Source organism: Chitinophaga sp. Cy-1792, assembly GCF_011752935.1.
GTDB lineage: Bacteria > Bacteroidota > Bacteroidia > Chitinophagales > Chitinophagaceae > Chitinophaga.
In genome coordinates, this window is sequence record NZ_VWWO01000003.1 from 748,497 (window position 1) to 774,692 (window position 26,196).

21 protein-coding genes are annotated in these 26,196 nt (G+C 46.7%); 9 read left to right on the top strand and 12 right to left on the bottom strand.

The features are described from left to right. The first annotated feature begins 16 nt into the window (after positions 1-16). On the top strand, positions 17-793 hold the full coding sequence (locus F3J22_RS28465) for a DNA-formamidopyrimidine glycosylase family protein (protein ID WP_167021365.1): 777 nt from the start codon (positions 17-19) through the stop codon (positions 791-793). 98 nt (positions 794-891) lie between these two features. Here F3J22_RS28465 and F3J22_RS28470 read toward each other — a convergent pair whose 3' ends face one another. From F3J22_RS28470 to F3J22_RS28510, 9 genes are all read right to left on the bottom strand, one after another. After that, positions 892-1,731: an SDR family oxidoreductase gene (locus F3J22_RS28470; protein ID WP_167021366.1), complete on the bottom strand. Its 840-nt coding sequence runs from the start codon at positions 1,729-1,731 to the stop codon at positions 892-894. Between the two features lie 7 nt (positions 1,732-1,738). Beyond that, positions 1,739-2,632 carry a phytanoyl-CoA dioxygenase family protein gene (locus F3J22_RS28475; RefSeq protein ID WP_167021367.1) on the bottom strand — a complete coding sequence of 298 codons (894 nt, stop codon included), beginning with the start codon at positions 2,630-2,632 and terminating at the stop codon, positions 1,739-1,741. Positions 2,633-2,978: 346 nt separating this feature from the next. After that, the gene (locus F3J22_RS28480; protein ID WP_167021368.1) at positions 2,979-3,557 is read right to left on the bottom strand and encodes an NTP transferase domain-containing protein; all 579 of its coding nucleotides are present in this window, start codon (positions 3,555-3,557) and stop codon (positions 2,979-2,981) included. 1 nt (position 3,558) lies between these two features. Next, positions 3,559-4,710: an XdhC family protein gene (locus tag F3J22_RS28485; protein WP_205195756.1), complete on the bottom strand. Its 1,152-nt coding sequence runs from the start codon at positions 4,708-4,710 to the stop codon at positions 3,559-3,561. Between the two features lie 34 nt (positions 4,711-4,744). Continuing rightward, positions 4,745-6,934 (bottom strand): xanthine dehydrogenase family protein molybdopterin-binding subunit, encoded by a 2,190-nt coding sequence (locus F3J22_RS28490; RefSeq protein WP_167021369.1) that lies wholly within the window; start codon positions 6,932-6,934, stop codon positions 4,745-4,747. Further along, positions 6,931-7,908, bottom strand: a complete 978-nt coding sequence (locus F3J22_RS28495; protein ID WP_167021370.1) for a xanthine dehydrogenase family protein subunit M — start codon at positions 7,906-7,908, stop codon at positions 6,931-6,933. The genes F3J22_RS28490 and F3J22_RS28495 overlap by 4 nt, the downstream gene beginning before the upstream one ends. Next, positions 7,905-8,537 carry a (2Fe-2S)-binding protein gene (locus tag F3J22_RS28500; protein ID WP_167021371.1) on the bottom strand — a complete coding sequence of 211 codons (633 nt, stop codon included), beginning with the start codon at positions 8,535-8,537 and terminating at the stop codon, positions 7,905-7,907. Before F3J22_RS28500 ends, F3J22_RS28495 begins: the two co-directional genes overlap by 4 nt. 102 nt (positions 8,538-8,639) lie before the next feature. Continuing rightward, a complete protein-coding gene (locus F3J22_RS28505) occupies positions 8,640-9,860 on the bottom strand; it encodes a tetratricopeptide repeat protein (protein ID WP_167021372.1) in 1,221 nt (406 codons plus the stop codon). A 135-nt stretch (positions 9,861-9,995) separates the two neighbouring features. Beyond that, on the bottom strand, positions 9,996-10,970 hold the full coding sequence (locus tag F3J22_RS28510) for a sugar phosphate isomerase/epimerase (protein ID WP_167021373.1): 975 nt from the start codon (positions 10,968-10,970) through the stop codon (positions 9,996-9,998). Between the two features lie 171 nt (positions 10,971-11,141). On the opposite strand from F3J22_RS28510, the gene F3J22_RS28515 reads away from it, so the two are divergent. Both F3J22_RS28515 and lepB read left to right on the top strand, forming a co-directional pair. Next, positions 11,142-12,050: a hypothetical protein gene (locus F3J22_RS28515; RefSeq protein WP_167021374.1), complete on the top strand. Its 909-nt coding sequence runs from the start codon at positions 11,142-11,144 to the stop codon at positions 12,048-12,050. A 96-nt stretch (positions 12,051-12,146) separates the two neighbouring features. Then, positions 12,147-13,316: a signal peptidase I gene (gene lepB / locus F3J22_RS28520; RefSeq protein WP_167021375.1), complete on the top strand. Its 1,170-nt coding sequence runs from the start codon at positions 12,147-12,149 to the stop codon at positions 13,314-13,316. A 65-nt stretch (positions 13,317-13,381) separates the two neighbouring features. On the opposite strand, the gene F3J22_RS28525 is transcribed toward lepB, so the two are convergent. From F3J22_RS28525 to F3J22_RS28535, 3 genes are all read right to left on the bottom strand, one after another. Continuing rightward, positions 13,382-14,809: an amidohydrolase family protein gene (locus F3J22_RS28525; RefSeq protein WP_167021376.1), complete on the bottom strand. Its 1,428-nt coding sequence runs from the start codon at positions 14,807-14,809 to the stop codon at positions 13,382-13,384. Further along, on the bottom strand, positions 14,809-15,993 hold the full coding sequence (locus tag F3J22_RS28530) for an MFS transporter (RefSeq protein WP_167021377.1): 1,185 nt from the start codon (positions 15,991-15,993) through the stop codon (positions 14,809-14,811). The genes F3J22_RS28525 and F3J22_RS28530 overlap by 1 nt, the downstream gene beginning before the upstream one ends. Positions 15,994-16,071: 78 nt before the next feature. Beyond that, on the bottom strand, positions 16,072-16,911 hold the full coding sequence (locus F3J22_RS28535; protein WP_167021378.1) for a helix-turn-helix domain-containing protein: 840 nt from the start codon (positions 16,909-16,911) through the stop codon (positions 16,072-16,074). A 66-nt stretch (positions 16,912-16,977) separates the two neighbouring features. Here F3J22_RS28535 and F3J22_RS28540 point away from each other — a divergent pair, with 66 nt between their 5' ends. The 6 genes from F3J22_RS28540 (at position 16,978) to F3J22_RS28565 (ending at position 26,185) form a co-directional block, all read left to right on the top strand. Beyond that, entirely contained in the window at positions 16,978-17,952 is a 975-nt protein-coding gene (locus F3J22_RS28540; RefSeq protein WP_167021379.1) for a YheT family hydrolase, read from the top strand. Positions 17,953-18,068: 116 nt separating this feature from the next. After that, positions 18,069-18,659 (top strand): RNA polymerase sigma factor, encoded by a 591-nt coding sequence (locus tag F3J22_RS28545; protein WP_167021380.1) that lies wholly within the window; start codon positions 18,069-18,071, stop codon positions 18,657-18,659. A 154-nt stretch (positions 18,660-18,813) separates the two neighbouring features. Further along, positions 18,814-20,001 carry a FecR family protein gene (locus F3J22_RS28550; protein WP_167021381.1) on the top strand — a complete coding sequence of 396 codons (1,188 nt, stop codon included), beginning with the start codon at positions 18,814-18,816 and terminating at the stop codon, positions 19,999-20,001. 338 nt (positions 20,002-20,339) lie between these two features. Then, positions 20,340-23,702 carry a TonB-dependent receptor gene (locus F3J22_RS28555; protein ID WP_167021382.1) on the top strand — a complete coding sequence of 1,121 codons (3,363 nt, stop codon included), beginning with the start codon at positions 20,340-20,342 and terminating at the stop codon, positions 23,700-23,702. A gap of 21 nt (positions 23,703-23,723) precedes the next feature. Further along, complete coding sequence (locus F3J22_RS28560) at positions 23,724-25,259, top strand: RagB/SusD family nutrient uptake outer membrane protein (protein WP_167021383.1); 1,536 nt, start codon at positions 23,724-23,726, stop codon at positions 25,257-25,259. A gap of 80 nt (positions 25,260-25,339) precedes the next feature. Further along, on the top strand, positions 25,340-26,185 hold the full coding sequence (locus tag F3J22_RS28565; protein WP_205195757.1) for a family 16 glycosylhydrolase: 846 nt from the start codon (positions 25,340-25,342) through the stop codon (positions 26,183-26,185). Positions 26,186-26,196 lie beyond the last annotated feature (11 nt).

Consider the following 26,196-nt stretch of genomic DNA (forward strand, 5'->3'; position numbering starts at 1 on the left):
TATAGAAAGATACATTATGCCTGAATTACCTGATCTGGAAGTATTCCAGCACAACCTTGAAAAAGCGCTGCTGAAGAAAAAGCTGACGGATATATCCGTTCCCGTTACTAAAAACCTGAAGGTGACGGTGGCGGCGTTGAAGAAAGCATTGGTAGGGCAGTCGCTCGTAAAGATTGCCAGGTCAGGTAAGGAGCTGAATTTTTATTTCGGCAAACAGCATGTATTGGGGATGCATATGATGTTACATGGTAAACTGTATTTACTGAAAGACGGGGAAGAACAAAAGTTTACCATTGCGGTATTGCAGTTTTCGGGGGGAGTTTCGCTTGCATTGACGGATTATCAGCGTGCTGCCCACATCACACTGGACCCGCCGGAAAAGACCGCTCCAGATGCACTTTCTAAAGACTTCAATGCAAAATATCTCGAAGATCATCTCTCCGGAAAAAAAATTACTATAAAAAAATACCTGACAGACCAGAAGAACGTATTGGGTATCGGCAATGCCTATGCTGATGAAATACTGTATACTGCGAAGATTTCCCCGTTTTCGGTGGCGGGGAAAATACCACCGGCACAGCTGAATGAATTAGTGAAAGCGGTGCAAAAGGTGCTGAAGGATGCTATTAAGAAGATCAACAAATCGCATCCGGGCATCATTAATGGCGAAGTAAGGGACTTTATGCAGGTACATGTGCCAAAGAAGGAGAAAAGCCCCGGAGGACGCCCTATTGAGCATATAGATAAAGGCGGCCGGACGTATTTCACTGATGAACAGGTACTGTACAATTAAAATTATTATTGGCGGGCATGCATATATTGCATCGCCCGCCAATATGGTATAGTCGGAACAGGGACAAACAGGGCTTTAGCTGAGGTTAACAACCAGGATTATTTTACACCGGCGTCATACAATACATTCTTTGCGGTAACGCCGGCAGGCTGTGTTTCGGGCTTTGGCTCATAGATGTTACCCGCGATTCTCTCCACAAATGCTTTAGGAAAAAACTTGGGCAGCCAGGCATTTAGCTTATTGGTGACACCCGGAATGATTTCCGCCTTTCCTTTAAACAATCCGTTAACGGCAATACTGGCAACGCTTTCAGCGGTCATATTGAAGCGGTCCGCAATTTTGCGGGTAGAAGCGCCCATCTTCGCCCGGTTGACAAAATCGGTGTCTGTACTGCCCGGACTCAATGCACTCACCGATATATTGCTGTGCCGCAGTTCGTGGCGCAGGCTCCTGGTAAAGGAAAGCGCAAACGCTTTGGTGGCGGCATATATGTTCAGATAGGGTACCGACTGGTAGGCGGTAGTGCTCACCACATTGAGCAGGTAAGCCTTTTGAAACTGCCGCAGCACCGGGATGAAAGCATGTGATAAGCCTACCTGTGCACGGATATTTACGTCTATGATGTTAAACTGATTTTCCAATGGTATGCTTTCAAACGGGCCATTGAGGCCATATCCGGCGTTGTTGACCACTACCTGCAGCGACTGGTGGAAAGGATAACTCCATCGGAAAACTTCATGGATAGCATCGGGAGCAGATAAATCCTGTGTAAGCGTGTGTACGTTTACGTGATATAGTGCTGCCAGTTCGGTAGCGGTATCTTCCAGCGTATTGCCGTCGAAATCGACCAGCAACAGGTGGTAATTCTTTGCGGCCAGTTTGGCGGCAATGGCCTTGCCTATTCCTTTTGCGGAGCCTGTCACCAGTGCGTATGACATAATATTTTTATTTAAGTGAGTGATTGATATCGGCCAGCGGCGCTGTCTTGCCTTTGGCCGCTGTCCATTGTGGCCTGCCACCATAGAGGTATTGCTTTACCTGTGCCAGTTTATGATAGAAGGGGGTAGGGCTGGAGGCATGTTTAGGCTGATAGCTGCCGGTAATGATCGGGATGTACATCACCCTTCTCCTGCTGCTTTCGCCTGTCTGCGGCGACTGCTGTACACGGTGCCACAGGCGGCCATCGTGTACAGTCAGGTCACCGGCAGCGATGTTAAAACCTGTCTCATTCTTATCCGGATTATTATCTACGAAGTATTTTTTTCTGAACAGCAATTTGAGAATACTCTGTGTATGCGTTCCCGTTAGTACGCGGAGACCACCGTTTTCAATGGGGCAGTCATCAAGGTGAAGGCCTACATTCAGCATGGGCAGGATGCGTGAGCCGAGGAAGAGATCGCGGGGACTGTCTGTATGCCAGCCCAGTTGTTTGAACTGGCTATCGTTGGCATTCACATAGTGATTCACAACGAGGCCATCTTTTTCATTTTCGCCGATGCGGCCATCATAGGGGCCCAGCAGGCGGGTGAGCGATTGCAGGCGTTCGTCCTGCAGCAGCGTACGTAAGATATTGCTATAATGAGAGGCAAAGGCGATCCGCTGGATCAGTGGTGTTCCATCTACGTCGGTGCCGAATTTCAGCGGAATACCATTTACTTTTTGAATATCATTTCTGAGCAGGAGTTCCTGTACATGTGCTATTTCACGTAAGATAACCGCTATGGTATCTTTATCAATGAAGTTCTTAAACTGGATAACTCCATATTGCTGAAACCATGCGAGATGTTCATCAGTAACCGTCTTTTCCAGGCGGAACACGGGTTGGTTGTTCGTTTTCATGACGAATGTTTTTGTTGGCGTGAACGATGCAGTATAAGCTTGTGGCGGAAATTGGTGGGGTAACCGCAGAGAGGTGGTGGGGGATTAACAACAACAACAGCCAGCAGCAACTGACAGGGTCAACAAGGCCGCGGTATTGCGACTATCTGCTGCGTGTGAATATGTTGTTATTGCTTTCATGGTAATGAAATTTATTAGTCTACCATATTTGTAGACAAATATAGAATAATCTTTCTTACACAAAAAAAATTTTTTCCGGGGAGATAAATGGCAAATGTTGGACTGGTAGTAGTGTGATGATTATATTATACTGGTAATGATTGTTTTAGGTAGATGCTTACAGCGATTATTGCGGAGATGACAGGACTGTTTCATAGTCTGAAAGAGTATCAATATCAATACTTCCTTGTGGGAAATCGACGGTTTTGACCAGTTCCTGATGTGCGGAAAGAATTTTTTTGGCACCTTCATGACTGCCAAGGGCTTGCAGTTCCGGGAAGAAATCCTGCTGGAAGAGGGCAGGTGTGCCGAAGGTGTTATTGTATTTGCATGCTACCATCGGCGCGTTGATGGCGGCCATGCGATGGAGCAGCCGGGCCTCAATAAAAGGCTGGTCGCATACCAGGAGGAAGGCGCTGGTAACGTTGGAGTATAAACGAAGCAGTGCGTTGATACCACAGGCAACGCTGCTGCCCATGCCGCTTTTCCAGTTTTCGTTGACAATGATTTTTACATTTCTGCCGGCGATACTTTGTTGTATGTCGGGAGCATACGCGCCCAGTACCACCAGTACAGGCCCCAGATTACTTTCTATGGCGGTATCTGTAATTTTTTGCAGCAGTGTTTTCTCCTGTAGGAGCAGTAATTGTTTTGGTTTGCCCAGCCGCGATGAATTACCTGCGGCCAGAATAATGATTCCTGTCATTTCAGATTTTTTGACTGATAACTACCTGCGACGCCCTGTTGTGTATAGTTCCATTCTTGTCTCTGAGTGATTGGCCGGTATAGTTTGAATATTGGTTGCTGATAACTTTTTTTATTTCGCTGATGATGCTTAACGCTATTTCTTCTGGTGTGTTTGCGCCTATGTCGAGGCCTGCGGGCCCGTATATGCGTGCCTGTTGTATGTGACTGATACCTTCAGATTCATCGAGCATGCGGCGCAATTTCTTTGCAGGTCCCAGTACGCCTATATACGGTGTAGAGGTCTGTATCAGATTTTTCAGCATGGTGAGGTCGTAGTTATAGTTGTGCGACATCAATATGGCGGCGGTAAAATCGTCTGGCGTGATATGTTGCAGTACATCACTGGCTTTGGTGATGATGATGCGGGCGCCTGGAAAGCGCTGTGATGTGGCATAGGCCGGCCTTCCGTCTATCAGGGTGCAATGCCATCCCAGTACGGTGGCCAGCTGTAAAACTGGCTGTGCATCGTTGCCTGCGCCGCCGATGATCAGTTGTAAGGCGGGTGCGATATAGGAAAACAAGGCAGATAATTCCTGGTCGCCGGTCAGGAAGTTTTTGACGATACTGCTGCGGCTGTGGAGGGCTGTAAGCGAATCGTCCAGCAATGCAGGGTACAGGGAGGTGTTTTCGGGGGTGCCATCAATAAAGGCATCCCTGCGTAATAGCACTGTTCCTGCCTGTGGGCCTTTTCGCTGTTTTTTATTGAATAATGTAATTAGTATGGATTCCTGTCTGTTGGAGGTGATTAGCTTTATGAGCTGAACCGGATTGTTGGGCGACTGTGTATCTACAGGCTCCAGCAGAATATGTATGATGCCGTTGCAACCCAGTCCTACGCCCAGTTGAGCGTCATCTTCATCGGTGGTGTCGTAGGTGACGAGCATGGGTTGCTGTTGCATGATAACCAGCTGGGCTTTGCGGAGGGCGTCGCCTTCCAGGCATCCGCCGGAGATGGCGCCGGTAAGTTCACCATTCTCCGTAACCAGCATACGTGCGCCTGGCTGCCGGTATGCAGAACCTTCCACATGTACGACGGTGGCCAGCGCGGTGCGCAGTCCCTGCTGTGTGGCTTTATCAAACGCCTTTACAATATCTTCCAACTCCTTTATCATACAACAGCAAATTTATTCATCTACCTAAAAAAACTTATGATATAAGCTTATCAGGTGTGATAGGCAGATCTCTTACCCGCTTACCGGTAGCATTGAAAACTGCGTTGGCTACTGCCGCTGCAAAGCCTATCAGTGCTATTTCTCCCATGCCTTTAGCGCCCATGGGATTGATGTAAGGGTCTTTTTTATTTACAAATAATATATCCGTAGGTGGTATATCTGCGTGAACAGGCACATGATAATCACCGAAGTTATTATTGGCATATCGTCCGAACCGATGGTCCATTACAGCCTCTTCTGTCAGGGCCATGCCGATACCGCCGACAACACCGCCAATCATTTGGCTGGTGGCTGTTTTTGCATTAACGATTGTGCCGGAATCAGCAACGGAAACGACGTGTTTGATTCTTACGACACCAGTGCGGGCGTGTACATGCACTTTTGCAAAATGAACAGAATAGGAATACATGGAGTATTTCTTTCGCTCGTCTCCACCGGCCGAAGTAGTGTTGATCTTAACATCCGGTTTACCGGTAACCGTCAGGATATTATGTAAGGCAATCCTGTTGTTGCCGGCAACGATGAAGCCATCTTCAAAGGTGAGTTCTTCTGCTTTGCTGTTTTTGAAAGCCGCAATATTTTCTATGGCGAGCCTGGCCAGTTCTTTTTTTAGGTCCTGGCAGACATCATGTACAGCGGCGCCTACAGTGGCCACGGTAGCGGAACCGCCTTGTTCAGGTGCCTGCGGATATGCAGATTCGCCCAGCTGGAAAGTAATTTTTTCAGGATCCAGACCGATGGCATCAGCAGCTATCTGCACCATGGCAGTAGCGGTGCCGGGGCCTATGTCGCTGGTAGCACTTTGCAGGAGTAAACTACCATCGTTATTGAAAGTAGCGCCTACCGTAGCTTTGCCGCGGTGTGCACCAAAAGTACCCGTGCTGATACCATAGCCCACATACCAGTCGCCCTCTTTTACCGCACCCGGTTGCTGGTGACGGTTATGCCAGCCGATCTTCTCAGCGCCCATCTGGTAGGCTTCTTTGAGGTAATTGCTGGAGAAAGGCAGCTCCCTTTCAGGATCTGTTTCGGTATAATTCAGCACGCGAAAATCGATCGGGTCTATGTTTAGCTGATGGGCCAGTTCATCAACGGCGCATTCCAGCGCAAAAGAGCCGGTAGCTTCACCGGGGCCACGCATCCATATGGGCGTAGCCAGGTTGACAGGCACCAGCTGATATTTAGTATTTACATTCGGGCAGGCATACATGAATTTACTCATGCTGGTAATCGCTTCTGTAAAATCTTCATAAACAGAAGTATTGGCGATGGCTTCGTGCGTAATGCCGGTGAGTTTACCGTCGGCAGTAGCGCCAATGCCTATTTTCTGAATGCTGGTAGGGCGATAGCCTACCATGGTAAACATCTGATCCCTGGTAATGACCAGTTTTACCGGCTTACGCAGTTTACGTGCAGCAATGATCGTTGCGATTTCATGCGGCCATAAATGCAATGCCATACCAAATCCGCCACCCACAAAAGGAGAGTGTATGGTAATGTTTTCTACAGGTATCTGAAAGATGCCTTTCAATGCCTGCTGATTATTTTTTACTGCCTGTGTTTTAGACCAGATGGTGAGTTGATCGGGCGTATCCCATTTGGCTACGATCCCGGCCAGTTCCATTGGGTTGTGGACTTCTACCGGCGTGGTATATGATGCTTCAAGTTTAACGGGGGCCTCTTTCCAGGCGTCTGCCTTTCCACGTACATAATCTTTCATGCGGCTGTTCTGAAAAGCTGCGGAAAGGTTTTTCAGCATATCCGTCTGGTGGGTTTCCTGGTCGTAGGTAACCTGTACCAGCGAGGCTGCGTGCACGGCTCTTTCCATGGTGTCAGCCACTACAATGGCAACGGGCTGGCCGTTGGAGTAGATGCGGTCATCCGCAAAGATGCGCAGTGGCTGTTTTGCAGAAGGGTCTGCCTGTTTATAACCGGGAGCAGGTGGTGTATTGAGGTGTGATACCACATCTACGACACCTGGAGCGCGTAATGCTGCGGTGGCATCAATGGTTTTAATTTTACCGCTGGTGATGGTACTGCATACGAGGCATCCGTGGAGCAGGTCGGGTAGATGATTATCTGCGAAATACCTGGCAGCGCCGGTAACTTTGAGTTTACCATCTACGCGGTCCATTGGTTTGCCTATACTTTTTTCTCTGGTCATACCGCTGCTGCTTTTAAAAGTGCTGTAACAATACTGTTAGGTGCCATCTGCAATTTGAATGCGTTGTATTCATATGCTTTGGCGGATTGCATGGCAACGTTGGCGGCTGCACGAAAAGTTGCTTCTTCCGGTGTTTTACCGATCAGTGCTTTTTCTGCAGCGGTGAGTCGCCATGGTTTATGTGCCACGCCACCCATGGCCAGGCGTGCGTCTTTGATGATATTATTTTCTATTACCAGCGCGGCGGCTACGGATACCAGTGCAAAGGCATAGGAGGCGCGGTCGCGGACTTTCAGGTAATAGACATTTTTTGTAAACGGACTGGCGGGGATATCAACGCCGGTGATCAGTTCCCCTTTATCCAGGTTATTATCTTTTTCCGGTGTATTGCCTGGCAGGCGGTGGAAGTCGCCGAAAGGCATCTTGCGTTCTCCTTTAGGGCCGCTGATATGCACGGTGGCATCGAGAGCGGTGAGTGCTACACACATATCGCTTGGATGCACGGCGATGCATTGATCGCTGGCACCGAAGATGGCATGCATTCTGTTGAAACCGCCGATGGCGCCGCATCCTGAGCCAGGGTTACGTTTGTTGCAGGGCATGGCGGTATCATAAAAATAGGAGCAACGGGTGCGCTGCATCATATTTCCACCTACGGTAGCCATGTTGCGCAACTGCTGTGAAGCGCCTGCCAGCAGGGCTTGCGAGAGCAGCGGATGTAGTTCTTTTACCTGTTTGTCTGCCGCAACGGTGCTGTTAAGTGCCAGGGCGCCTATATGCATGGTGCCGTTGGCGACAGTAATATCTTTCCAGGGCAGACTATTAATATCCACCAGTTTATCGGGTTGCATGACGCCGTTTTTCATCAGGTCGAGCAGGTTGGTGCCGCCGGCGATGAACCGGGCATTATCTTTCAAAACAGCGTCTATGGCTGATCTGGTATTAGTTGCTTTTACGAAGGAAAATGGTTTCATATGTTGTGTCCTCCTTCTTTTACTTCCTGAATAGCGCTGACGATATTATCGTAGGCGCCGCAGCGGCATATATTTCCGCTCATGAATTCGCGGATTTCTTCTTCAGAATTGGCGTGTCCTTCGCGGATGCAGGCGATGCCAGACATGATTTGTCCGGGTGTGCAGTAACCGCATTGAAACCCGTCATGTTTGATGAAAGCCTGCTGCATGGGATGTAGTTCTTCTCCCTGCGCGAGTCCTTCGATGGTAGTAATTTTTTTACCTTCCTGCATAACAGCGAGGGTGAGGCAGGAGTTGATCCTTTTACCATCGGAGTGTACGGTGCAGGCGCCGCATTGGCCGTGGTCGCAGCCTTTTTTGGTACCGGTCAGTGCCAGTTGTTCACGGAGAAGGTCTAGCAGGGTGGTGCGTGGTTCGAGTGACAGCTGGTATGGTTTACCATTGATATGCAGACTCACAGGAACTTTCAGGGAAGTATCCCTGGTAACAGGGTCGTTGTCAGTTGCTTTCAGTACGATGGTAGGAGCCATTGCGAGCGCCATTACAGCAGAGGACTGCTTAATAAATACGCGTCTCGTTTCATGGAATTCGTTCCTTTCAGGTAGTTTTTCTTCGTGGTCTTGTGGCATACACAAGTTAGTTTAGTAGCTGAAAAGGTAGTTAAAAAAAACGGTTATTTCCGCATTTTTTGAGGAGCGGAAATAACCGTGAGTATAGTGTTTGCAGTATGTTTAGATGCGGCTGTCGCGCAGGTGTTCGAGCCACTGCTGTGCGAATTCGTTGGAAGGATCTATCTGCAGTAATTTTTCGAAAGAGGCTTTGGCGTCCTGCATTCTGTCCATATGATAGAACAGTACGGCGCGGTTCAGGTGTACAAAGGCATTGGAAGGTGCCTGTTTCAATGCTTCGTTGTAGCATTCCAGGGCGGGCTCATAATCCTGAAGGAGCATGAGAATGGAGCCTTTGTTCATCAGCAGGTTAGGTTCGCCGGGAGCGAGGGACAGGCCTTTGTCTGCATATTGCAGCGCCAGTGCAAGTTGTTGCTGTACTGCTTCCTGCGCTTCCGATGTACCATTGCCGTTATCTTCCATTTCCTGGATGGTGTGGGTGGCTTTTTCCATAAGGGTTACCACCTGCTGTGAATACCAGGTAGCACTTTTTTCCACTTCCTGGGAGAAAGGGATGGCTTCGAGGTCGATTTCTTCCTCTTCTTCCGGTGCTGACGGCATCCATTCTTTAGCAGGTTCGTACCACCATTCACAGAATGCGCCCAGTTCTCCGCCTTGCGGGATGTCTTCGATGTAGGGCAGTCCTTCTTTCGGCAGGGCATCATTTTTCATGACGATGTCGAAGATGGCTTTCAGGTCGGTGATCTGGATAGGAATACCATCCTGTTCTGCCTGCATGACCATATATGGGAGCAGGAGGTACCACATTCCCAGCAGGTCTTTATTTTGCCCGGCAGCGGCGGCTTCCACTACGGTAAGTGCCAGGTGGAAGAAGCCCATTGGCTCGGGTGCCAGGGCGTCTTTTCCCTTGATGATGCCTGTGCTGGCCATGGTTGCCCATAAGAGAGAACCTGCATCACAGTAGAGGATATATTTTTGGGTAGTATGGTCGTAGTTGGCGTATCCGGCAACCGGGTTGGTGGTAGCATCCCAGGGTTTATCCGGATTAGAGAAGATAAAGCTGAATTTCTGGCTGGCAGCGAGTGTGTCGAAATATGACTGGTAGGTGCTGTAACCAGGATGTTCAGTAATAGAGAAGGTATAAACATAGCGATGTTTAATCAGTATGTCCATTACCCTGAAATGTGTAAAACCTGTATCGAAGCTGTCTTGCAGCTGGTAGAGGTTGAAAAAGAGGCTTCTTAAATCCAGTTTATCGTTCTGGCTGTTATCCAGGCAGAGGATGGATTGTTCTACTAATGATTCTATTTCATGCATCGCCATGTGCTGCGCGTTATTTAGCGCAAAGGTATTGGTTTTTTGCTCGCAAAGTACGCAGAGGATCAGTGTAGTAAAGGATAATGCTAAAAGGGAGATGCCGCCGGCATCTCCCTTTTAGCATTAAAAAATTGACGGTAATTATACCAGCAATGTATTTCTAACGTAGTTATAACTATTGGTAATACTCTGGTAAGGCTCTGTAACGATTTTATCCTGCTCTACATAGAGGTGTTTAACGCCGGCAGCAGGCGCTTTGGCTAAAATACGTTTGTAATCCACCGCACCGGATCCTACATCAGCGAAAGAAGCCATAGACAGTAGTTCCATTGCTTTTTTATCAGCGTTGGCAGGAGATACCAGTGGTTCAGGTTTAGCTTTATCCACGTCTTTCACATGCAGTGCAAAGAAGCGGCCAGGCGCCTGAGCAAAGAGTTTTACCGGATCGAAGCCGGATTTGATTGCCCAGAAGCAGTCCAGTTCAAAGAATACTTTTCCCGGGTCTGTATTTTTGAGCATTACTTCATAACCGGTACCGGTATTGCCTTCGAAAGGTTTGAACTCCCAGAAGTGGTTGTGGTATGCTACCTTCAGACCTGCTTTGTGGCAGTATTCAGCTGCCTTATTGAGTTGTTCTGAAATAAACTTGTAATGGTCTGCCGTTGGCTTTTCATCCCATTGCGGGAAAGGAAGTGCAGGCACCACGAAATACTGTTGTCCGAGCTCCACGGCATATTCTACCTGGGCTTTCAGTTCATCATCTTTCCCGTTGCCTTCGGTGAGGAAGTGGTTTAATCCGTAGTGACCACTCGGAGAGGTGATGTTCAGGCTTTTCAGTAATGACTTCAGTTCCTTAACAGATAAGCCCCAGAACTTACCGGCATCCTGGCCGGCAGAATAACCATAATAGGTTTCTACTTCCTGGTAACCGATTTTGCCGATACGGGTCAAGGTCTCAGTGGCATTTTTATCTAACTGTTCCCGCATGGTAAACAACTGAATACCTATTTTTTTAGGCAGTTTGCTATCTTTTGCAAACGCAGAAAAGCCGCCAGGCAGCATTAATCCGGCAGTGATAAGACCAGCCTGCTGGAGAAAAGATCTTCTTGAGTTCATACTAAAGTATATTGAAATAACGTGGATAATAATCAGCAGACAAATTAGTAAAACGATTTTTATCTCCACAGAAAAAAATATTATTTCTCTATCTGCAATAATTATATAATACTTTACGTATATATTTCCCGTAAACCAAACGTATTAAATCTATCTCCCTAAAACCTGCAAATGAAATTTCTGTCTGTCATTACACTAGGTATGCTACTGCTGACTGCCTGCAGTAAAAGTAACAACAATGCACCTCAGGGGCCGCAACTGATCTTTAAATTCCATTTCGACTCCACACAGGCGCGACTGGGAAATACCGGTAATCCCGTTGCGGTAGCTGCCGGTAATGCCGCCCAGCACCCTGTATTCCGCAGTATGAGTTCCCATTACCTCGAGCTGGCGCCAGCTGCCACTACCTTACTCGGAAAGGGCGCTGTACTATATAAGGCCCCGGAAACTACTGCCGGCGGTGAGAATGCCATCGATTTCGCCCAATCCCATGCAGTGGGAGAGGGGGAAGTATTTTTCGCCATACCATTGAGCCAGGTACAGGCGGGCACCTATGAATGGTTAAGGTTATCGCTCGCCTATCAGAACTATGATGTGAAATACCGTGTGGATACGGTCATCAGCAATATCCCTTTTTCAGGAACCTTTACGGGTACAATAGCCTCCTTTATTGGTTTTAACACCTACCTGCAGCAATATAAAGTAAAAGACCAGCAGGTGACGGTGAATGGCAACAGGAAGCAAGGCTACTGGGCCTTTGAAACTGCCGCTGCCTTGCAGGGAGGAGCGGGAAAAGTGGTGTCCGGACAAGCACCTGCAGGAGCTACTACCGTCGTAAATCCACTGTTTGCCACCTCGCCTGTACCGCAGGGATCCTGCGTGGTTACCGGCCAGTTCGCACCTGGCAAATTACAGATCACCGGAAAGGAACAATCGGATATAGTCGTTACCGTTAGTTTATCTGTTAATAATAGTTTTGAGTGGGTAGATGATAATGGCAATGGTTTATGGGAACCATTGCGTGGTGAAAAAGTGGTGGATATGGGTATCCGCGGTATGATACCGAAGCTAAGTAATTGATTTGTAGCGTGGCCATAGTGGCGCCACTGCGCCGAAAATGCAGTGTGTTTATTCGTTCCCGTTTTGTATATTCATTGCTTCTTAAATACATCCCGGATGAAGTTTTTTTCAGGTCGCAAAAAGACCGGAAAAGAGGAAAAAAAGAAGCAATCAGCATTAAGAGAATGGGTAGATGCCTGCATTTTTGCTGTTATTGCCGGTACTCTTATCCGTACTTTTTTGGTAGAAGCATTTGTTATTCCCTCTCCTTCCATGGAGCAAACATTATTGATCAATGATTATATTTTTGTCAGTAAAATCAGCTACGGCCCGCGAATTCCGAATACCCCGCTAGCCATTCCCTTTACCCAGGCCAGCTTACCTTTCTTTAAATCACTGAAACCTTACAGCACTGCTGTACAATGGCCTTATTACCGCCTGCCGGGATTTGGTAATGTCCAACATAATGATGTAGTGGTATTCAATCTTCCGGTTGGTGATACGGTGCTTAGAGATCCCAGTGGTGGTGATGTTAATTATTACCAGGAATTGCATAAAGAGAATTTTCCTCCGCCTGATATCAGGCCCGTGGATAAACGTGCTACCTGGGTAAAGCGTTGCGTCGGGCTTCCCGGAGATACCCTGCAGATTGACGCGAATATGGTCTGTATAAATGGTGTTGAACAGCCACTGCCGGCATATTCCCAGCATCGGTACCAATTATATAGCAATGAATGTAAGTCGCTGCCAGACTCCTTAAAGAAGGCCTTGCAACTGGATGAAAACTGGAGGGTATTAAATGCAGATTCCAGCTCTTATACGATCAACCTTACGACAGTTGCAGTTAAGAAACTGAAAGGGACCAGGTATGCGATCGAACCTTTACTGCAAAATGAAGGCAATCGTGATTCGCGGCTGTTTCCACAGGATTTCAGTTACCATTGGAACGAGGATTATTTCGGCCCCATTTATATTCCTAAAAAAGGTGCTACCATAGTAATTAATCATGAAAATATCCCACTCTACTACCGGGTTATAGCTACCTACGAAAAAAATAAACTGGATACCACCAATGGCACCATCCGAATTAATGGTGTGCCGGCAACCGCGTATACGTTTAAAATGAATTACTACTTTATGATGGGGGATAACCGGCATTATTCGGAGGATTCCCGCTTCTATGGCTTTGTACCGGAAGATCATATTGTCGGTAAAGCAGTGACGATATGGTTTAGTTTTGGAGAGGGTAGTATCAGGTGGAGAAGATTGTTATCAGGTATTAAATAATCTTATTCTTTATAAAACGAATGAAGGGCGCCGCTGGCGCCCTTCATTCGTTTTATCGGGAAGTATTAATGTATCTCTTTTGCTACTTTTTCTTTTACCTGCTCCAGCAAGCCATCCAGGGCCTTTCTGTCGAACAGTTTGCCTCTTGAAACAACCGCATTTATTTTCTGTGTATTGGTGATATCATCTAACGGGTTGGCATCCAGTAAAACGATGTCAGCAATTTTTCCGGAGGCGAGTGCGCCGTAATTCGTTTTATGAAAATAAGCTGGTGAGTTAATGACAGATGCCTGCAATACCTGCAATGCAGTGAGTTTGCCAAATTCTACCATCAGTGCCAGTTCCTGGTGCAAACCAATTCCCGGATAGTCGTAGGAGTTAAGGTAACCTGCATCGGTGCCTGCCATGATTTTTACGCCGGCACGCTGCAGCAGCGGCAGTATGGCGGTAGATTTGTTATATACTTCTTTTCTCCATGAGATGGCGGCGCTGTCGTCCTGCATGGTGCGTTTTACGCGCCAGTCGTAGGTGCCTTGCAGTCCGGACCCGATATACTGCAGGTAGCTATCCTGTTGATGATTATCTACGTCGAGATAGGCTAGTAGATGCGGCAGTGTAATCGTTGGCGTTATAGCAGTACCTCTGGCGGCCATCATACGATATGTTTTCATGGCGGTGGCCGTATCGAAGTTGGCCATGATATATTTGTTGATTTCCTTGCCTTTCAGTTCGCCGCTGGCGATCATGGCAGAGAGTTTCGCTTCATCTTTCACACCTGCCTTCCATGCATACTGTAAATGCTCTACAGCACTGAGTCCGGCGGCTGTCACCTGGTCCATGGTCAATGAGTAGGGGATGTGCGCACTTACCGGCCATCCTCTTTTACGCGCTTCACGTAAGGCTTCCAGGTACAGGTCATTTTTTAAGGTGTTGTCTGTTACTTTTACAAAATCTACTTTGATCTTCTGTAAAGAATCCAGCGCCTGCTGTAACTCTTTGCTGGTGCCTATTTCAAGATCATTCAGCCAGATAGATTTATAGCCTTCCAGTTTAGGGCCGGAGGTAAAAATGGTAGGGCCATCAAGGACACCATTATTAACTTCGTTTCTCCATTTTATGACAAGGTCGCTGATATCTGCAGAACAGTCGCGGATAGTAGTAATACCGTGGGCGAGATAGAGATTCAAAAAGTTTTTGTTTTCATCTGCCAGCGTATCACCACCGCCGAAGTGCATGTGCATATCCCAGAGGCCGGGCATGGCATATTTCTGGTGGCCGTCAAATTCCTGTGTGGCTGTGTATCCGGACAGCTTACTATCTGCCTTTACAGCAATAATGTCTTTTCCTTTTATGACAATAGCCTGGTCAGGCTTTATTTTGCCGCTGGCAACATCTATCACCTGGACATGGCGGATGATAATATCCGCTTTCGTTTGTGCGTAAACGTTAAAGCCGGCAAACAGGGCAGTAGCGCCGATGATTAATTTTTTCATCATTTCGATTTAATGTTGATGATCAGTGCGGTTAGGATAAATATGGTACCGGTAACACAGACGCCCGTCCAGCCATAGGCGCTCCAGGCTTGTGTTCCAACCAGTGAGCCAATGGATCCGCCGGCAAAGGAACTGGAAATATAAACGGTATTAAGTCTGCTTCTTGCTTCAGGCAGCAGTGCAAATACTTTAGACTGATTAGAGATATGCGTTACCTGCATACCAATATCCAGCAGTATGACACCGATGATCAGCCCGATTATGGAGGTGGCATCATAACCCATGGTAGCGAATGCGAGTACCGCTGCAATTACACCAAGGCGAATGGTGAACTGTGGTCCTTTTCTGTCGGTGGATTTGCCGGCGATAGGAGCAGCCAGGGCGCCGCAGGCGCCTATCAGTCCAAACATACCTACCATATCACTTTTGAAATAGAATGGGGCTCCTTCCAGCAGGAATACCAATGTTGTCCAGAAAACGCTGAACGCGCCGAACATAAGAAAGCCGGTGGCCGCCGCCTGGCGGAGGCCGGGAAACTGGCGTACCAGCGTAAGCAGTGATTGCATCAGTTCCTTGTAGCTACCTGTAAAGGAAGGAGGATCTACCGGCAGCCTGTAGTTCAATACTACCAGTAAGACGATCATGGCGATACCGCCGAAAACGAATACAGCTCTCCATCCCAGCTGAGCGCCGATAAATCCGCTGAGGGTGCGGGACAGCAGGATGCCTATCAGCAATCCGCTCATTACCTTACCTACGATTCTGCCCCTGGATTCGTCAGGGGCCAGTGTTGCCGCCATTGGCAACAGCAGTTGTGGTACTGCAGAGAAAAAGCCGATGAGCAAACTTGCTATCAGCATCATCGCATAACTTTGGCTGGCTGCGGCCATTAACATAAATACAGCAGCACCCGCGATCTTGATCAGGATGAGTTTACGTCTTTCTGTTTTGTCGCCCAGTGGTACGATGAATAATAATCCGAGTGTATAACCTACCTGCGTAATGGTAGCGATAACACCTGCCTGTTTGTTACTTAGCTGAAAACTTTCTGCTATCTGTATCAATAGTGGCTGATTATAGTAGATGTTAGCTACCACTAATCCGCAGGTAAGTGCCATCAATGATACCATTCCGGAGGAAATGGTATCATTGATAGTCATACCTGTTTTCATCACTTGTTTCATGCTAATTAATTTGTACGTGCAAAATTAGCAGGGGGGACGCGTGGAAAATGGTACTGGTTATAACAGTGCGGGTACTTTTTATGACTTGCGGCGGAATTCCAACGGGGTATTGCCGGTGTATTTGCGGAAGAAGCGGGAGAAGTAGGAGCTGTCTTTGAAGCCGAGGGTATAGGCTATTTCGCGGATGTCCATGGTGGTGAGGGTGAGCAGTCTTTTGGCTTCAAGAAGGATGCGCTCCCGGATGTATTCGCCGGCGGTACGGCCGGATTCTCTGCTGCATACCTGGTTGAGATAGCTGGGAGAGATGAGTAATTTATCGGCATAGAATTGCACGGTGCTGTGCTGGAAATAATGTTCTTCGAGCAGGTGCAGGAATTTATTGATGATATGATGTTCGGTACTGGCAGATATTTCCGGGTGGGCTACATTGTACCAGCGTTGGAGCAGCAGCAGGATGGTCTGTAGGCGATGGTACAGCACCTGGCTGGCGAAGGGCTCCTTATTGGCGGCCTCAGTGGTCATTTTAGTAAATTCTTCACTGATCAGCTGGTATTCTTCCTGGCGAAGTTGGAGCAGGGGAAGGGCGGATGGGGTGAAGAAGGGCCATAACGGGCCTTTCTGGGCAAGGAAAGCGGGCGAAAACATTACCTGGTAGCCGCGGGCATCCGGGGAAATATTCCACTGATGAGCCTGTGCGGGTGCAAGAAAAAAAATGGTATTTTTTTCAACAGGGTATTCAATAAAATCTATTGTATGAGAGCCACTGCCGCGCTCGATTAGCAGTAGCATGTAAAAGTCGTGCTTATGTGCGTGCGCAATGACCGGCTCATTGATGGGCGCATGATAGAGGATTTTAAAGTCTTCCTGTTTGTAGGGCAGATCAAATATTTTTTCTATACCAAGTACCGGTAATTTCATAATGTTAAAGGTAGCACAATAGTGTGGTTCATCTTTTGTGTTAAAGTGCCTAATTTTGTAAGGATTATGCCACTAGTACACTCATCAGAATATAAGGCGCCGTTGTTATTGCGTAATCGTCACCTGCTGACGGTATTTCCTACCTTGTTCAGGAAGGTGGCGTTGCCGGCATACAGGCGGGAGCGTATCAACACTTCAGACGGGGATTTCCTGGACCTGGACTTCAGTGAGAAGGGTAACGACCGTATCGTGATCATTTTGCATGGTCTGGAAGGTAGTGCCAGTCGCCATTATGTGTTGGGGATGGTACATATCTTCAATGGTGCCGGGTATGACACGGTATCCATGAACTTCAGGGGCTGCAGTGGAGAGCCTAACCGGAATTTAAGGTTTTACCATAGTGGCGATACCGGTGATCTGGACCAGGTAATTAGTTATGTATCTTCCCTGGGAAGGTACAGGCATATTCACCTGGTAGGTTTTTCATTGGGGGGCAATGTGACGTTGAAGTATGTAGGAGAGCGCGGGGAAACGATCTCCCCCCTGATAAAGTCAGCGGTGGCTATATCTGTGCCCTGTGATCTGACCAGCAGTTCAGTAGAGCTGGCAAAATCGCATAACCGGGTATATATGTCGCGGTTTATCAGGAATCTGGGAGATAAGCTGTCGCAGAAGCAGGCACGGTTTCCCAGGGAGCTGGATATGAGCGGATATGATAAGATCAGGAGTTTCCGGGAGTTTGATGACAGGTATACGGCACCGATTCATGGTTTTAAAGATGCCTTGCAATATTGGTATGTTTCCAGTTCGGTAAGGTACCTGGACAAGGTGAGTATTCCGACATTATTGATAAATGCGGCGGACGATCCTTTTTTAAGTAAAGAGTGTTATCCGTATGAAATTGCGGAGCATCATCCTTATTTTCATATGGAAGTTCCGGAGAAGGGAGGACATGTAGGTTTTGTGAATTTTGGCGTTGATTATTATTGGTCTGAGCGGAGGGCGTTGGTGTTTACGGAGGAAGTATCGGCGAAGGTGTAAAATATACGTTTAAAAACCGCGTCCCTGTTATCCGCAAACGATTGCGAAAATATCTTGTATTTTTAACTCTTTTTTATAATTTACAGGCGGCCTTTAGAATCTATTTCATTTTTATTATGGAGCGAATGCCATCCGAAGAGGAAGTGTTAACCAGAATGCGTGATGGAGATGAATCTGCCTTTTCAGCTATTTATCGGCACTATCACCCTGGTCTGTATGTTTATCTGCTACGTTTTTGCAAGGTTCCTTCCCTGGCGGAAGACCTGGTGCATGACGTGTTTTTAAAGGTATGGGAAATACGGGAACGCATTAACCCTCAACTAACATTCGGTGGTTATCTGTACAGGATAGCCAGAAATCATGTATTAAAGACGATTCACAAATTAGCTGACGACCATGAGCTCAGGGCGCAACTCTTTATGCAGTTGCAGGAGCGCGAGTCGGCCAATGAAGTGGATGTACAATCTAAGGAGTATGAACGTTTATTCCGGGAGGCGCTGGAAGGGCTGACAGAGCAGCGGAAAAATGTTTTTCGTTTATGCCGTCAGGAAGGGAAGACCTATGATGAAGCGGCGGCCATACTGGGCATTTCAAGGAGTGCAGTCAAGAAGCATATGGTATCGAGTATGCGATTTATACAGGATTATATTTACAGGCATGGCGACATTCTGGTGGCCTCCTGTTTACTCGCTTTTCTCCTCTGTTAAAAAAAATTTAAATTTTTTTTTGTTTGGGGGTACCCTCGCCCTTCATTTTCGGATATAGCTAACAGAGAGGTTGTGAAAATAACCTCCGGAGAGAATAGAACAGGAAAACTGATAAAGCGAAAATATCCGCGTTATCCACGTTATAAACACATTTATGCATCACCCAGCAGATTATTACCAGCAATTAATGGCCAGGTACCTGGAAGGTACGTGCACTCCTGAAGAAGCGCAGGAGTTACTGGAATGGCTCGATTCTTCTGAATCGCGTCGTTTGGGTTTGGATATGATGCGGTATGAATTTGAGCGTGCGATGTCGGAGCCCGTATCTGTGCCGGAGGCGATGAGCAGCAGGATAGAGATGAGGTTATTGCAGGAGATCAGTAAAAAGAAGAAAACACCGGTATACCAGTTGCATGGCAGGAAGTGGATAGCAGCGGCAGCAGCGATGGCGGCGGCGATAGTGGCAACGGGGTTATGGGTGAGGCGTCAGCCGCATACGGCACCGAAAGTGGAGGCCGTTGCGATGAAGGTGCAGGATGCAAGGCCGGGAACAGACAAGGCTATCCTGACACTGGCAGATGGATCAAAAGTAACTTTAGATAGCGCAGGAAACCAGGTAATTGTGCAGGGTGGGACACAGGTAAAGCAAAAAAATGGTCAGCTGTTATATGAATCAGCTGGCAATACTACACAGGCTGTAACTTATAATATGCTTGCTGTGCCAAGAGGGGGACAATTCAAGATTGTATTACCTGATGGATCAACAGTCTGGCTTAATTCGGCTTCCAGCTTGCGCTATCCTACTGCATTTACAGGGGCAACCCGCACAGTAGAGATACAGGGGCAGGCCTTTTTTGAGGTAGCACAGAATAGTGACAAGCCATTTATAGTACAGGCAGACAAAACGTCTATCCTGGTGCTGGGAACCGGTTTTGATATTATGTCGTATCCCGATGAGAAAGAGCAGCGTACCACTTTGGTAAGCGGATCAGTGAAAGTAAAAGTAGGGAATACAGAAAAATACCTGAAGCCGGGGCAGCAGGTTGCTCTCGATCACACGACCGGAGTTGCTACTGTACAAGATGCGGATGTACAGGGCGTTATAGCCTGGAAAACCGGCTTCTTTGAATTTGAAAATACAGGATTGTCCGTGATACTCAGGCAACTGGGAAGATGGTATGATCTGGATATAGAAGATAATTTCACTAATAGTACCTGTAGATTAGGAGGTCGTATCAGCCGTAATCTGCCACTATCAGAAATATTACCTATGCTAAAGAGTGCGGGGGCTGATTTCAAAATACATGGAAGAACATTAACCGTAACTGCAGCAGCTAAATAAAATATTAACTAAAACAACAATCAGAGAAAATCGAAAGGACAGCGTATAATTAAAGCCGTTATTCCACGTCGGCTGTACCACGTTCATTTTTAAGTAAAACTGAAAACAAACATTAGAGAAAAAACATGACAACCGAAACTAGCTAACAGTTTCAGGTGTCCAAAAAAAAACCGGAAGTGCTCGCAACACTCCCGGCAGCATTTGGGCAGCTAAACTGAACAGAATCCCTTATCGAATCTTATTCGTCAATTCCCAAACACTACAAAAGTATGCAATTTAACTTTAGTGGTATAGTTTCCGGTGCCCGGAAATTTGTATCTACAAAAACGTTCTGCGTTATGAAATTGACTGCCTTTTTGCTGCTTGCAGCGTGCTTACATATCAGCGCAAAAGGATTGTCGCAGCAGATCACACTCTCCGAAAAGGGTGCTCCTCTGAAAAAAGTACTGAAAGAGGTAGCCCGCCAGGCAGGAATCTCTGTGGTTTATGATGAAACCCAACTGTCGGCAACTTATCCAGTTACTATCTCCGTAAAAAATGTTTCTGTTGAAACCGCGCTGGATAAAGCACTCGCGGGGCAGCCACTGACCTATAAAATGGAAGGCTCCCGCATTACGCTCGTTAAGGAAAATGTTGTGACTGCGGCTGCTGCCGACTCCTCTATCACCGTTACCGGTAGAATACTGGACGAGAAAGGTGAGCCCATCCTCGGTGCTACCGTTCGCGTACAAGGGACCAATATCGGTGCTGCTACCGATGTTACCGGGAAATTTTCCCTCAAAGTTCCCGGCCCTAAATCCCAACTGGCTTTTTCTTTTATCGGTTATACTCAGCAGATATTGCAGGCGTCAACAAGCCCGATGACTGTTAAACTGGCACTTTCTGCCACCTCCCTGACCGAAACAGTAGTAGTAGGTTATGGTGTACAGAAGAAAAGTGTAGTAACAGGTTCTATCTCCTCCATCAAATCCGCTGAATTCGAAAACGCACCGGTAACCCGCGTTGAGCAAGTGCTCCAGGGCCGTACTTCCGGTGTAACCGTAGTATCTGCATCTGGTCAGCCAGGATCCGCTGCTGCTGTACGTATCCGTGGTAATACCAGTATCAATAATAACGATCCGCTGTGGGTAGTGGATGGTATCGTAGTAGATAACGGTGGTATCAGTTACCTGAACCAGTCCGATATCGAAAGCATGGAAGTACTGAAAGATGCGGCTTCAGCTGCTATCTACGGTACACGTGCTGCCAACGGTGTTATCCTTGTAACTACCAAAAAAGGTAAAGAAGGTAAACTGAGAGTGAGCTATAACGGTTACGTAGGTACTTCTGCTCCTGCTAAGAAACTGAAAATGCTGGACGCTACTCAGTACGCTACCCTCATCAACGAAGCTAAAGTAAATGATGGCCAGCCAATTAAATACGCTAATCCTTCTTCATTAGGCAAAGGTACCGACTGGCAGGACCAGATCTTCAACAACTCCGCTATGCGTCAGAGTCATGAGATCAGCCTGAGTGGTGGTAATGATCGTTCTACTTTCTACACTTCCTTTGGTTATATGAAGCAGGAAGGTATCGTAGCTTCTGATATTTCTAATTATCAACGTGCTGCTTACCGTCTGAACTCTACTCATAAAATTGCTAAATGGTTAACTTTCGGTCAGAACCTGGGTTATGCTTATGAGAAAAACGCAGGCCTGGGTAATACTAACTCTGAGTTTGGCGGACCGCTGAGCTCTGCTATCAACCTGGACCCAATCACTCCGGTTATCGTTACTGATCCTGCTATTGCGGGCGCAGCTCCTTATAGCACTAAACCTGTTGTAAGAGATGCAAATGGAAATCCTTATGGTATTTCTAGCACCGTAGTTCAAGAAATAACCAACCCGCTGGCTTATATTCAAACCAGATTGGGTAATTTCAACTGGTCACATAACCTGGTAGGTAATGCTTATCTGGAAGCAGAAATCATCAAAGGACTGAAATTTAGATCCAACTTTGGTGGTAAACTGGCATTCTGGGGATACGACAACTTTACCCCGATTTATTACCTTAACTCTTCTACAGGTAGAGACCAAACTATATTTACCAGAGACCAGAATAATAGCTACGCCTACAACCTGGAAAATACATTAAGCTATACCAAAACTATTAATAAACACGATTTCAGTGTATTATTAGGTCAGGGCGCTTATATGGATAACCATACCGTAAATACGAACGTTGCTTATACTGGTATTGCTGCCACATCTTTTAAAGAAGCTTCTCAAAACTATAAAATACCTCAAACCAGTCGCGCTGGTAGTGGTAGCGATGGTCAGGAACATCATGTGTCCTCATTATTTGCACGTCTGAATTATAACTATGGTGAAAAATATATGTTCACTGGTATTCTTCGTCGTGATGGTTCCAGCAGATTCGGCCCTGCGCATCAATATGGTGTGTTCCCATCCGTATCTGGTGGCTGGGTACCAACAAAAGAAAACTTCTGGCCTGAAAATAAAGTGGTTGACTTCCTGAAGATCCGTGGTGGTTACGGTACTGTAGGTAATGATAATATCGTTGATAATGGTTTCAATCCAACTATCGGTGATGGTAGGAACTATACTTTAGGAACAGGTGGAGCTATCCTGATTGGTAACAGCCCTAATGCTCCTGCCAATAAAGATCTCCACTGGGAAGAAACCCGTCAGGCAAATATTGGATTTGACATGGCCTTCCTGCAACATTTCAATTTTACCTTTGACTGGTTTAACAAAAAAACAGTAGGTATCCTGATGTACCCACGTATCCCTACTTACACTGGTGCTTATGGTAACCCTCCTGCTAACGTGGCTGATAACCAAAACCGCGGTATCGACCTGGAACTGGGCTACCATGGTAAAGTTGGACCGGTGCAGTTGAATGTAAACGGTAATGCATCTTATGTGAAAAATAAAGTGCTCTACCTCGGGCAGGGTATTCAATATATTACTACCAACCAGCAAACATTCCAGAGCTCTACTTACCCTATCACACGTACCATCGTTGGTAATCCACTCAATGCATTCTATGGTTTCAAAACCAATGGTATATTCCAGACACAAGCGGATGTGGATAACTATAAAGATGCAAAAGGAAATAAAATCCAACCTAATGCTAAACCAGGTGACTTCCGTTGGGTAGATACCAATGGTGATGGACAGATCACAGAAGCTGACCGTCAGATCCTGGGTAACCCAATGCCTACCTGGACATATGGTCTGAATCTATCTGCTACCTATAAAAACTTCGACCTGAGCGTATTTGCACAGGGCGCAGGTGGCAACAAAATCTTCCAGGGTCTTCGTCGTCTGGATATCAAAGAAGCTAACTGGCAGACTAAAGCCCTCGGCCGCTGGACAGGTGAAGGAACTTCCAATGATTACCCTCGTATGACCCTGGATGATCCTAACCGTAACTACTCTAATCCTTCTGACTTCTACCTGGAAAAAGGAGACTACGTACGTCTGAAAGTATTACAGATCGGTTACACCCTGTCAAACGGCGTGGTGAAACGTATCGGCGCTCAGCGTATACGCGTTTATGTGACTGGTGAGAACCTGTTCACCATTACTAAATACACTGGATTCGATCCTGAGATCGGTGGAACTGTATCGAGCATTGACCGTGGTATCTATCCACAGGCCCGCTCCTTCATGGCTGGTTTGAATGTTACTTTCTGATAATTAAAAAAACAGAACGAAATGAAAAGGAATTTCTTTAAATATATCATAGCTGCTGCCGGTGGATTCATTATGCTGGCAGCATGCAGCAAAAGTTTTCTGACTGTTGATCCGAAAGGAACACCAAATGAAAATAACTACTATCGTAACCAGACAGAAGTCTTCAACGGACTCGTAGCTGTATACGATGTATTAGGTTGGCAGGGCAACGCCTATATCACTAAAACGGGTATGGCGGATGCTGCATCTGATGACCATTACGCAGGAGGCGGTAGCTCCACGGACGTGTCTGCATTCCAGGTAATGTCTAACTATACCGTTGATCCTGCAACGGGCCCATCAGCCGAATTATGGCAGAAAGGTTATGCGGGCATTTTCCGTGCTAACCTGTTGCTGACCAAAATTCCAAAAGCAACAATGGACGATAATGTGAAAAAGAGATACATCGCAGAATGTAAAGTGATGCGTGCCTATTTCTATTTTGATCTGATCCGTCTGTTCAAAAATATTCCGCTTATCCTGAAGCCACTGGAAACCAGTGAATTCTATAATGTTGTTCAGGCAGACCCTGCGGATGTATGGAAGCAAATCGAACAAGACCTGAAGGATGCCATCGCTGAAACCAACTTGCCAGATGTAGTTTCAGGTGCAGAAGCAGGGCGTATGAACCAGGGTATTGCACACGCTTTACTTGGTAAAGTATATCTGTGGGAACAGAAATACACCGAATCTGCTGCTGAATTCCAACAGGTAAATGGTGCAACACCTGGTGCCAGCAAATATGGATATCAATTACTGCCTAATTTCGCTGATCTGTGGGTCTTTAAAAATAAATTCAACTCAGAATCTATTTTTGAAATAGACTTTTCTACGCTTAGCGGTGGTACCTGGGATTGTACTTCCTGTACAGAAGGAAATGTGTTGAACGTAATGGTCGGACCTCGCGGGTACTCTGCACAAAATGGGGGACCAGACTATTACTCAGGCTGGAGTTTCTTACCTGTAACACAGTCACTCTACGATGCATTGCATTACGATCCTCGCTTTAGCGCTACCATCCTTGATGTGGATAGTCTGAAGAAAAATAAACTTGCTGTTTACGCTGAAGGTTATATGAATACAGGATACTTCCTGGCAAAATTTGCTCCTAAAAATTCAGATAAAACTACCGGTACCGGTAATACAGAACTGAACTTCGGTCAGGACCTGTATGAAATCCGTCTGGCAGATGCTTACCTGATGGAAGCAGAAGCGCTGGTAAGAGGTGGACAAAGCGGCGCTGCCGGCAGCCGTGCATACACCCTGCTGAATGCAGTTCGCGGTCGTGTAAAACTGAACCCGCTGCCAGCTACTATCGATAATATCCTGAATGAAAGAAGACTGGAACTGGCAGGTGAAGGCCATCGTTGGTTTGACCTGATCAGAACTGGCCAGGCTGCTACCGTTCTCGCCAGCAGAGGTTTCAAAGCCGGTAAAAATGAAATCCTTCCTATTCCGTTACAGGAACTGGAAAACACTAAAATTCTCCAGAATAAAGAATATGGTGGTACTAAATAATGTCCCCATCTTCCTATATCTTTAAAAGGAATTACAGGCGAAAGCCTGTAATTCCTTCTCCTTACCTAAATCTTGTAGTGATGAAAATGGTTGCCAGCTTTAGCCTGTCTCTCGTACTGGCTGCGCAGTTATGCCTCGCCAACAGCGATACTACTGCTCCTAAAAAACTCCCCATCCCCGAAGATAAAGGCTGGTCTTTTGAAAAAACGCCCGTTTGGTCGGACGAATTTAACTATACCGGCATGCCTGATTCTTCAAAATGGGGCTATGACATAGGCGGCCGCGGCTGGGGAAATCACGAACTACAATATTATACGAATAACGGTAACGCATATGTTGCCAATGGTGTACTCACTATCTCTGCTAAAAAAGAAGAGAAAGAAGGGATGCACTATACTTCTGCAAGACTGGTCAGCAAAGGTAAAGGCGACTTCCTCTATGGCCGTTTTGAAATAAGGGCCAAACTCCCCCAGGGAAAAGGTACATGGCCCGCTATCTGGATGCTGCCCACAGACTGGGCTTACGGCGGATGGCCGGAATCAGGCGAAATCGATATCATGGAACACGTGGGCTACGACCCCGGACAGGTACATATCACCGCACATACCAAAGCGTACTACTTTAAAATAAATACGCAGAAAACAAGTATTAAAAAGGTTGACAGCATTTATACTGCTTTCCATACCTACAGGCTAGACTGGACTCCCGCCACATTACGTGGGTACATCGATGACCAATTCGTGTTCGAAATGAAAAATGAAGGACAGGGATACCTGGTATGGCCTTTTGATAAAAGATTTCATATGCTGCTTAATGTCGCCGTAGGTGGCGACTGGGGCGGAAAAGAAGGCGTAGATGAAAATATCTTCCCTGCAAATATGCTGGTCGATTATGTGAGAGTGTATAAAATGATCGATAAACCTTAAACCACGTTTTA

Coding starts and splice junctions, on each gene's coding strand:
- F3J22_RS28490 (WP_167021369.1), bottom strand. CDS start 6,934: ATGACCAGAGAAAAAAGTATAGGCAAACCAATGGACCGCGTAGATGGT.
- F3J22_RS28560 (WP_167021383.1), top strand. CDS start 23,724: ATGAAAAGGAATTTCTTTAAATATATCATAGCTGCTGCCGGTGGATTC.
- F3J22_RS28480 (WP_167021368.1), bottom strand. CDS start 3,557: ATGACAGGAATCATTATTCTGGCCGCAGGTAATTCATCGCGGCTGGGC.
- F3J22_RS28475 (WP_167021367.1), bottom strand. CDS start 2,632: ATGAAAACGAACAACCAACCCGTGTTCCGCCTGGAAAAGACGGTTACT.
- F3J22_RS28565 (WP_205195757.1), top strand. CDS start 25,340: ATGAAAATGGTTGCCAGCTTTAGCCTGTCTCTCGTACTGGCTGCGCAG.
- F3J22_RS28510 (WP_167021373.1), bottom strand. CDS start 10,970: ATGAACTCAAGAAGATCTTTTCTCCAGCAGGCTGGTCTTATCACTGCC.
- F3J22_RS28525 (WP_167021376.1), bottom strand. CDS start 14,809: ATGAAAAAATTAATCATCGGCGCTACTGCCCTGTTTGCCGGCTTTAAC.
- F3J22_RS28485 (WP_205195756.1), bottom strand. CDS start 4,710: ATGATAAAGGAGTTGGAAGATATTGTAAAGGCGTTTGATAAAGCCACA.
- F3J22_RS28500 (WP_167021371.1), bottom strand. CDS start 8,537: ATGCCACAAGACCACGAAGAAAAACTACCTGAAAGGAACGAATTCCAT.
- F3J22_RS28545 (WP_167021380.1), top strand. CDS start 18,069: ATGGAGCGAATGCCATCCGAAGAGGAAGTGTTAACCAGAATGCGTGAT.
- F3J22_RS28495 (WP_167021370.1), bottom strand. CDS start 7,908: ATGAAACCATTTTCCTTCGTAAAAGCAACTAATACCAGATCAGCCATA.
- F3J22_RS28530 (WP_167021377.1), bottom strand. CDS start 15,993: ATGAAACAAGTGATGAAAACAGGTATGACTATCAATGATACCATTTCC.
- lepB (WP_167021375.1), top strand. CDS start 12,147: ATGAAGTTTTTTTCAGGTCGCAAAAAGACCGGAAAAGAGGAAAAAAAG.
- F3J22_RS28515 (WP_167021374.1), top strand. CDS start 11,142: ATGAAATTTCTGTCTGTCATTACACTAGGTATGCTACTGCTGACTGCC.
- F3J22_RS28555 (WP_167021382.1), top strand. CDS start 20,340: ATGAAATTGACTGCCTTTTTGCTGCTTGCAGCGTGCTTACATATCAGC.
- F3J22_RS28535 (WP_167021378.1), bottom strand. CDS start 16,911: ATGAAATTACCGGTACTTGGTATAGAAAAAATATTTGATCTGCCCTAC.
- F3J22_RS28465 (WP_167021365.1), top strand. CDS start 17: ATGCCTGAATTACCTGATCTGGAAGTATTCCAGCACAACCTTGAAAAA.
- F3J22_RS28505 (WP_167021372.1), bottom strand. CDS start 9,860: ATGGCGATGCATGAAATAGAATCATTAGTAGAACAATCCATCCTCTGC.
- F3J22_RS28540 (WP_167021379.1), top strand. CDS start 16,978: ATGCCACTAGTACACTCATCAGAATATAAGGCGCCGTTGTTATTGCGT.
- F3J22_RS28550 (WP_167021381.1), top strand. CDS start 18,814: ATGCATCACCCAGCAGATTATTACCAGCAATTAATGGCCAGGTACCTG.
- F3J22_RS28470 (WP_167021366.1), bottom strand. CDS start 1,731: ATGTCATACGCACTGGTGACAGGCTCCGCAAAAGGAATAGGCAAGGCC.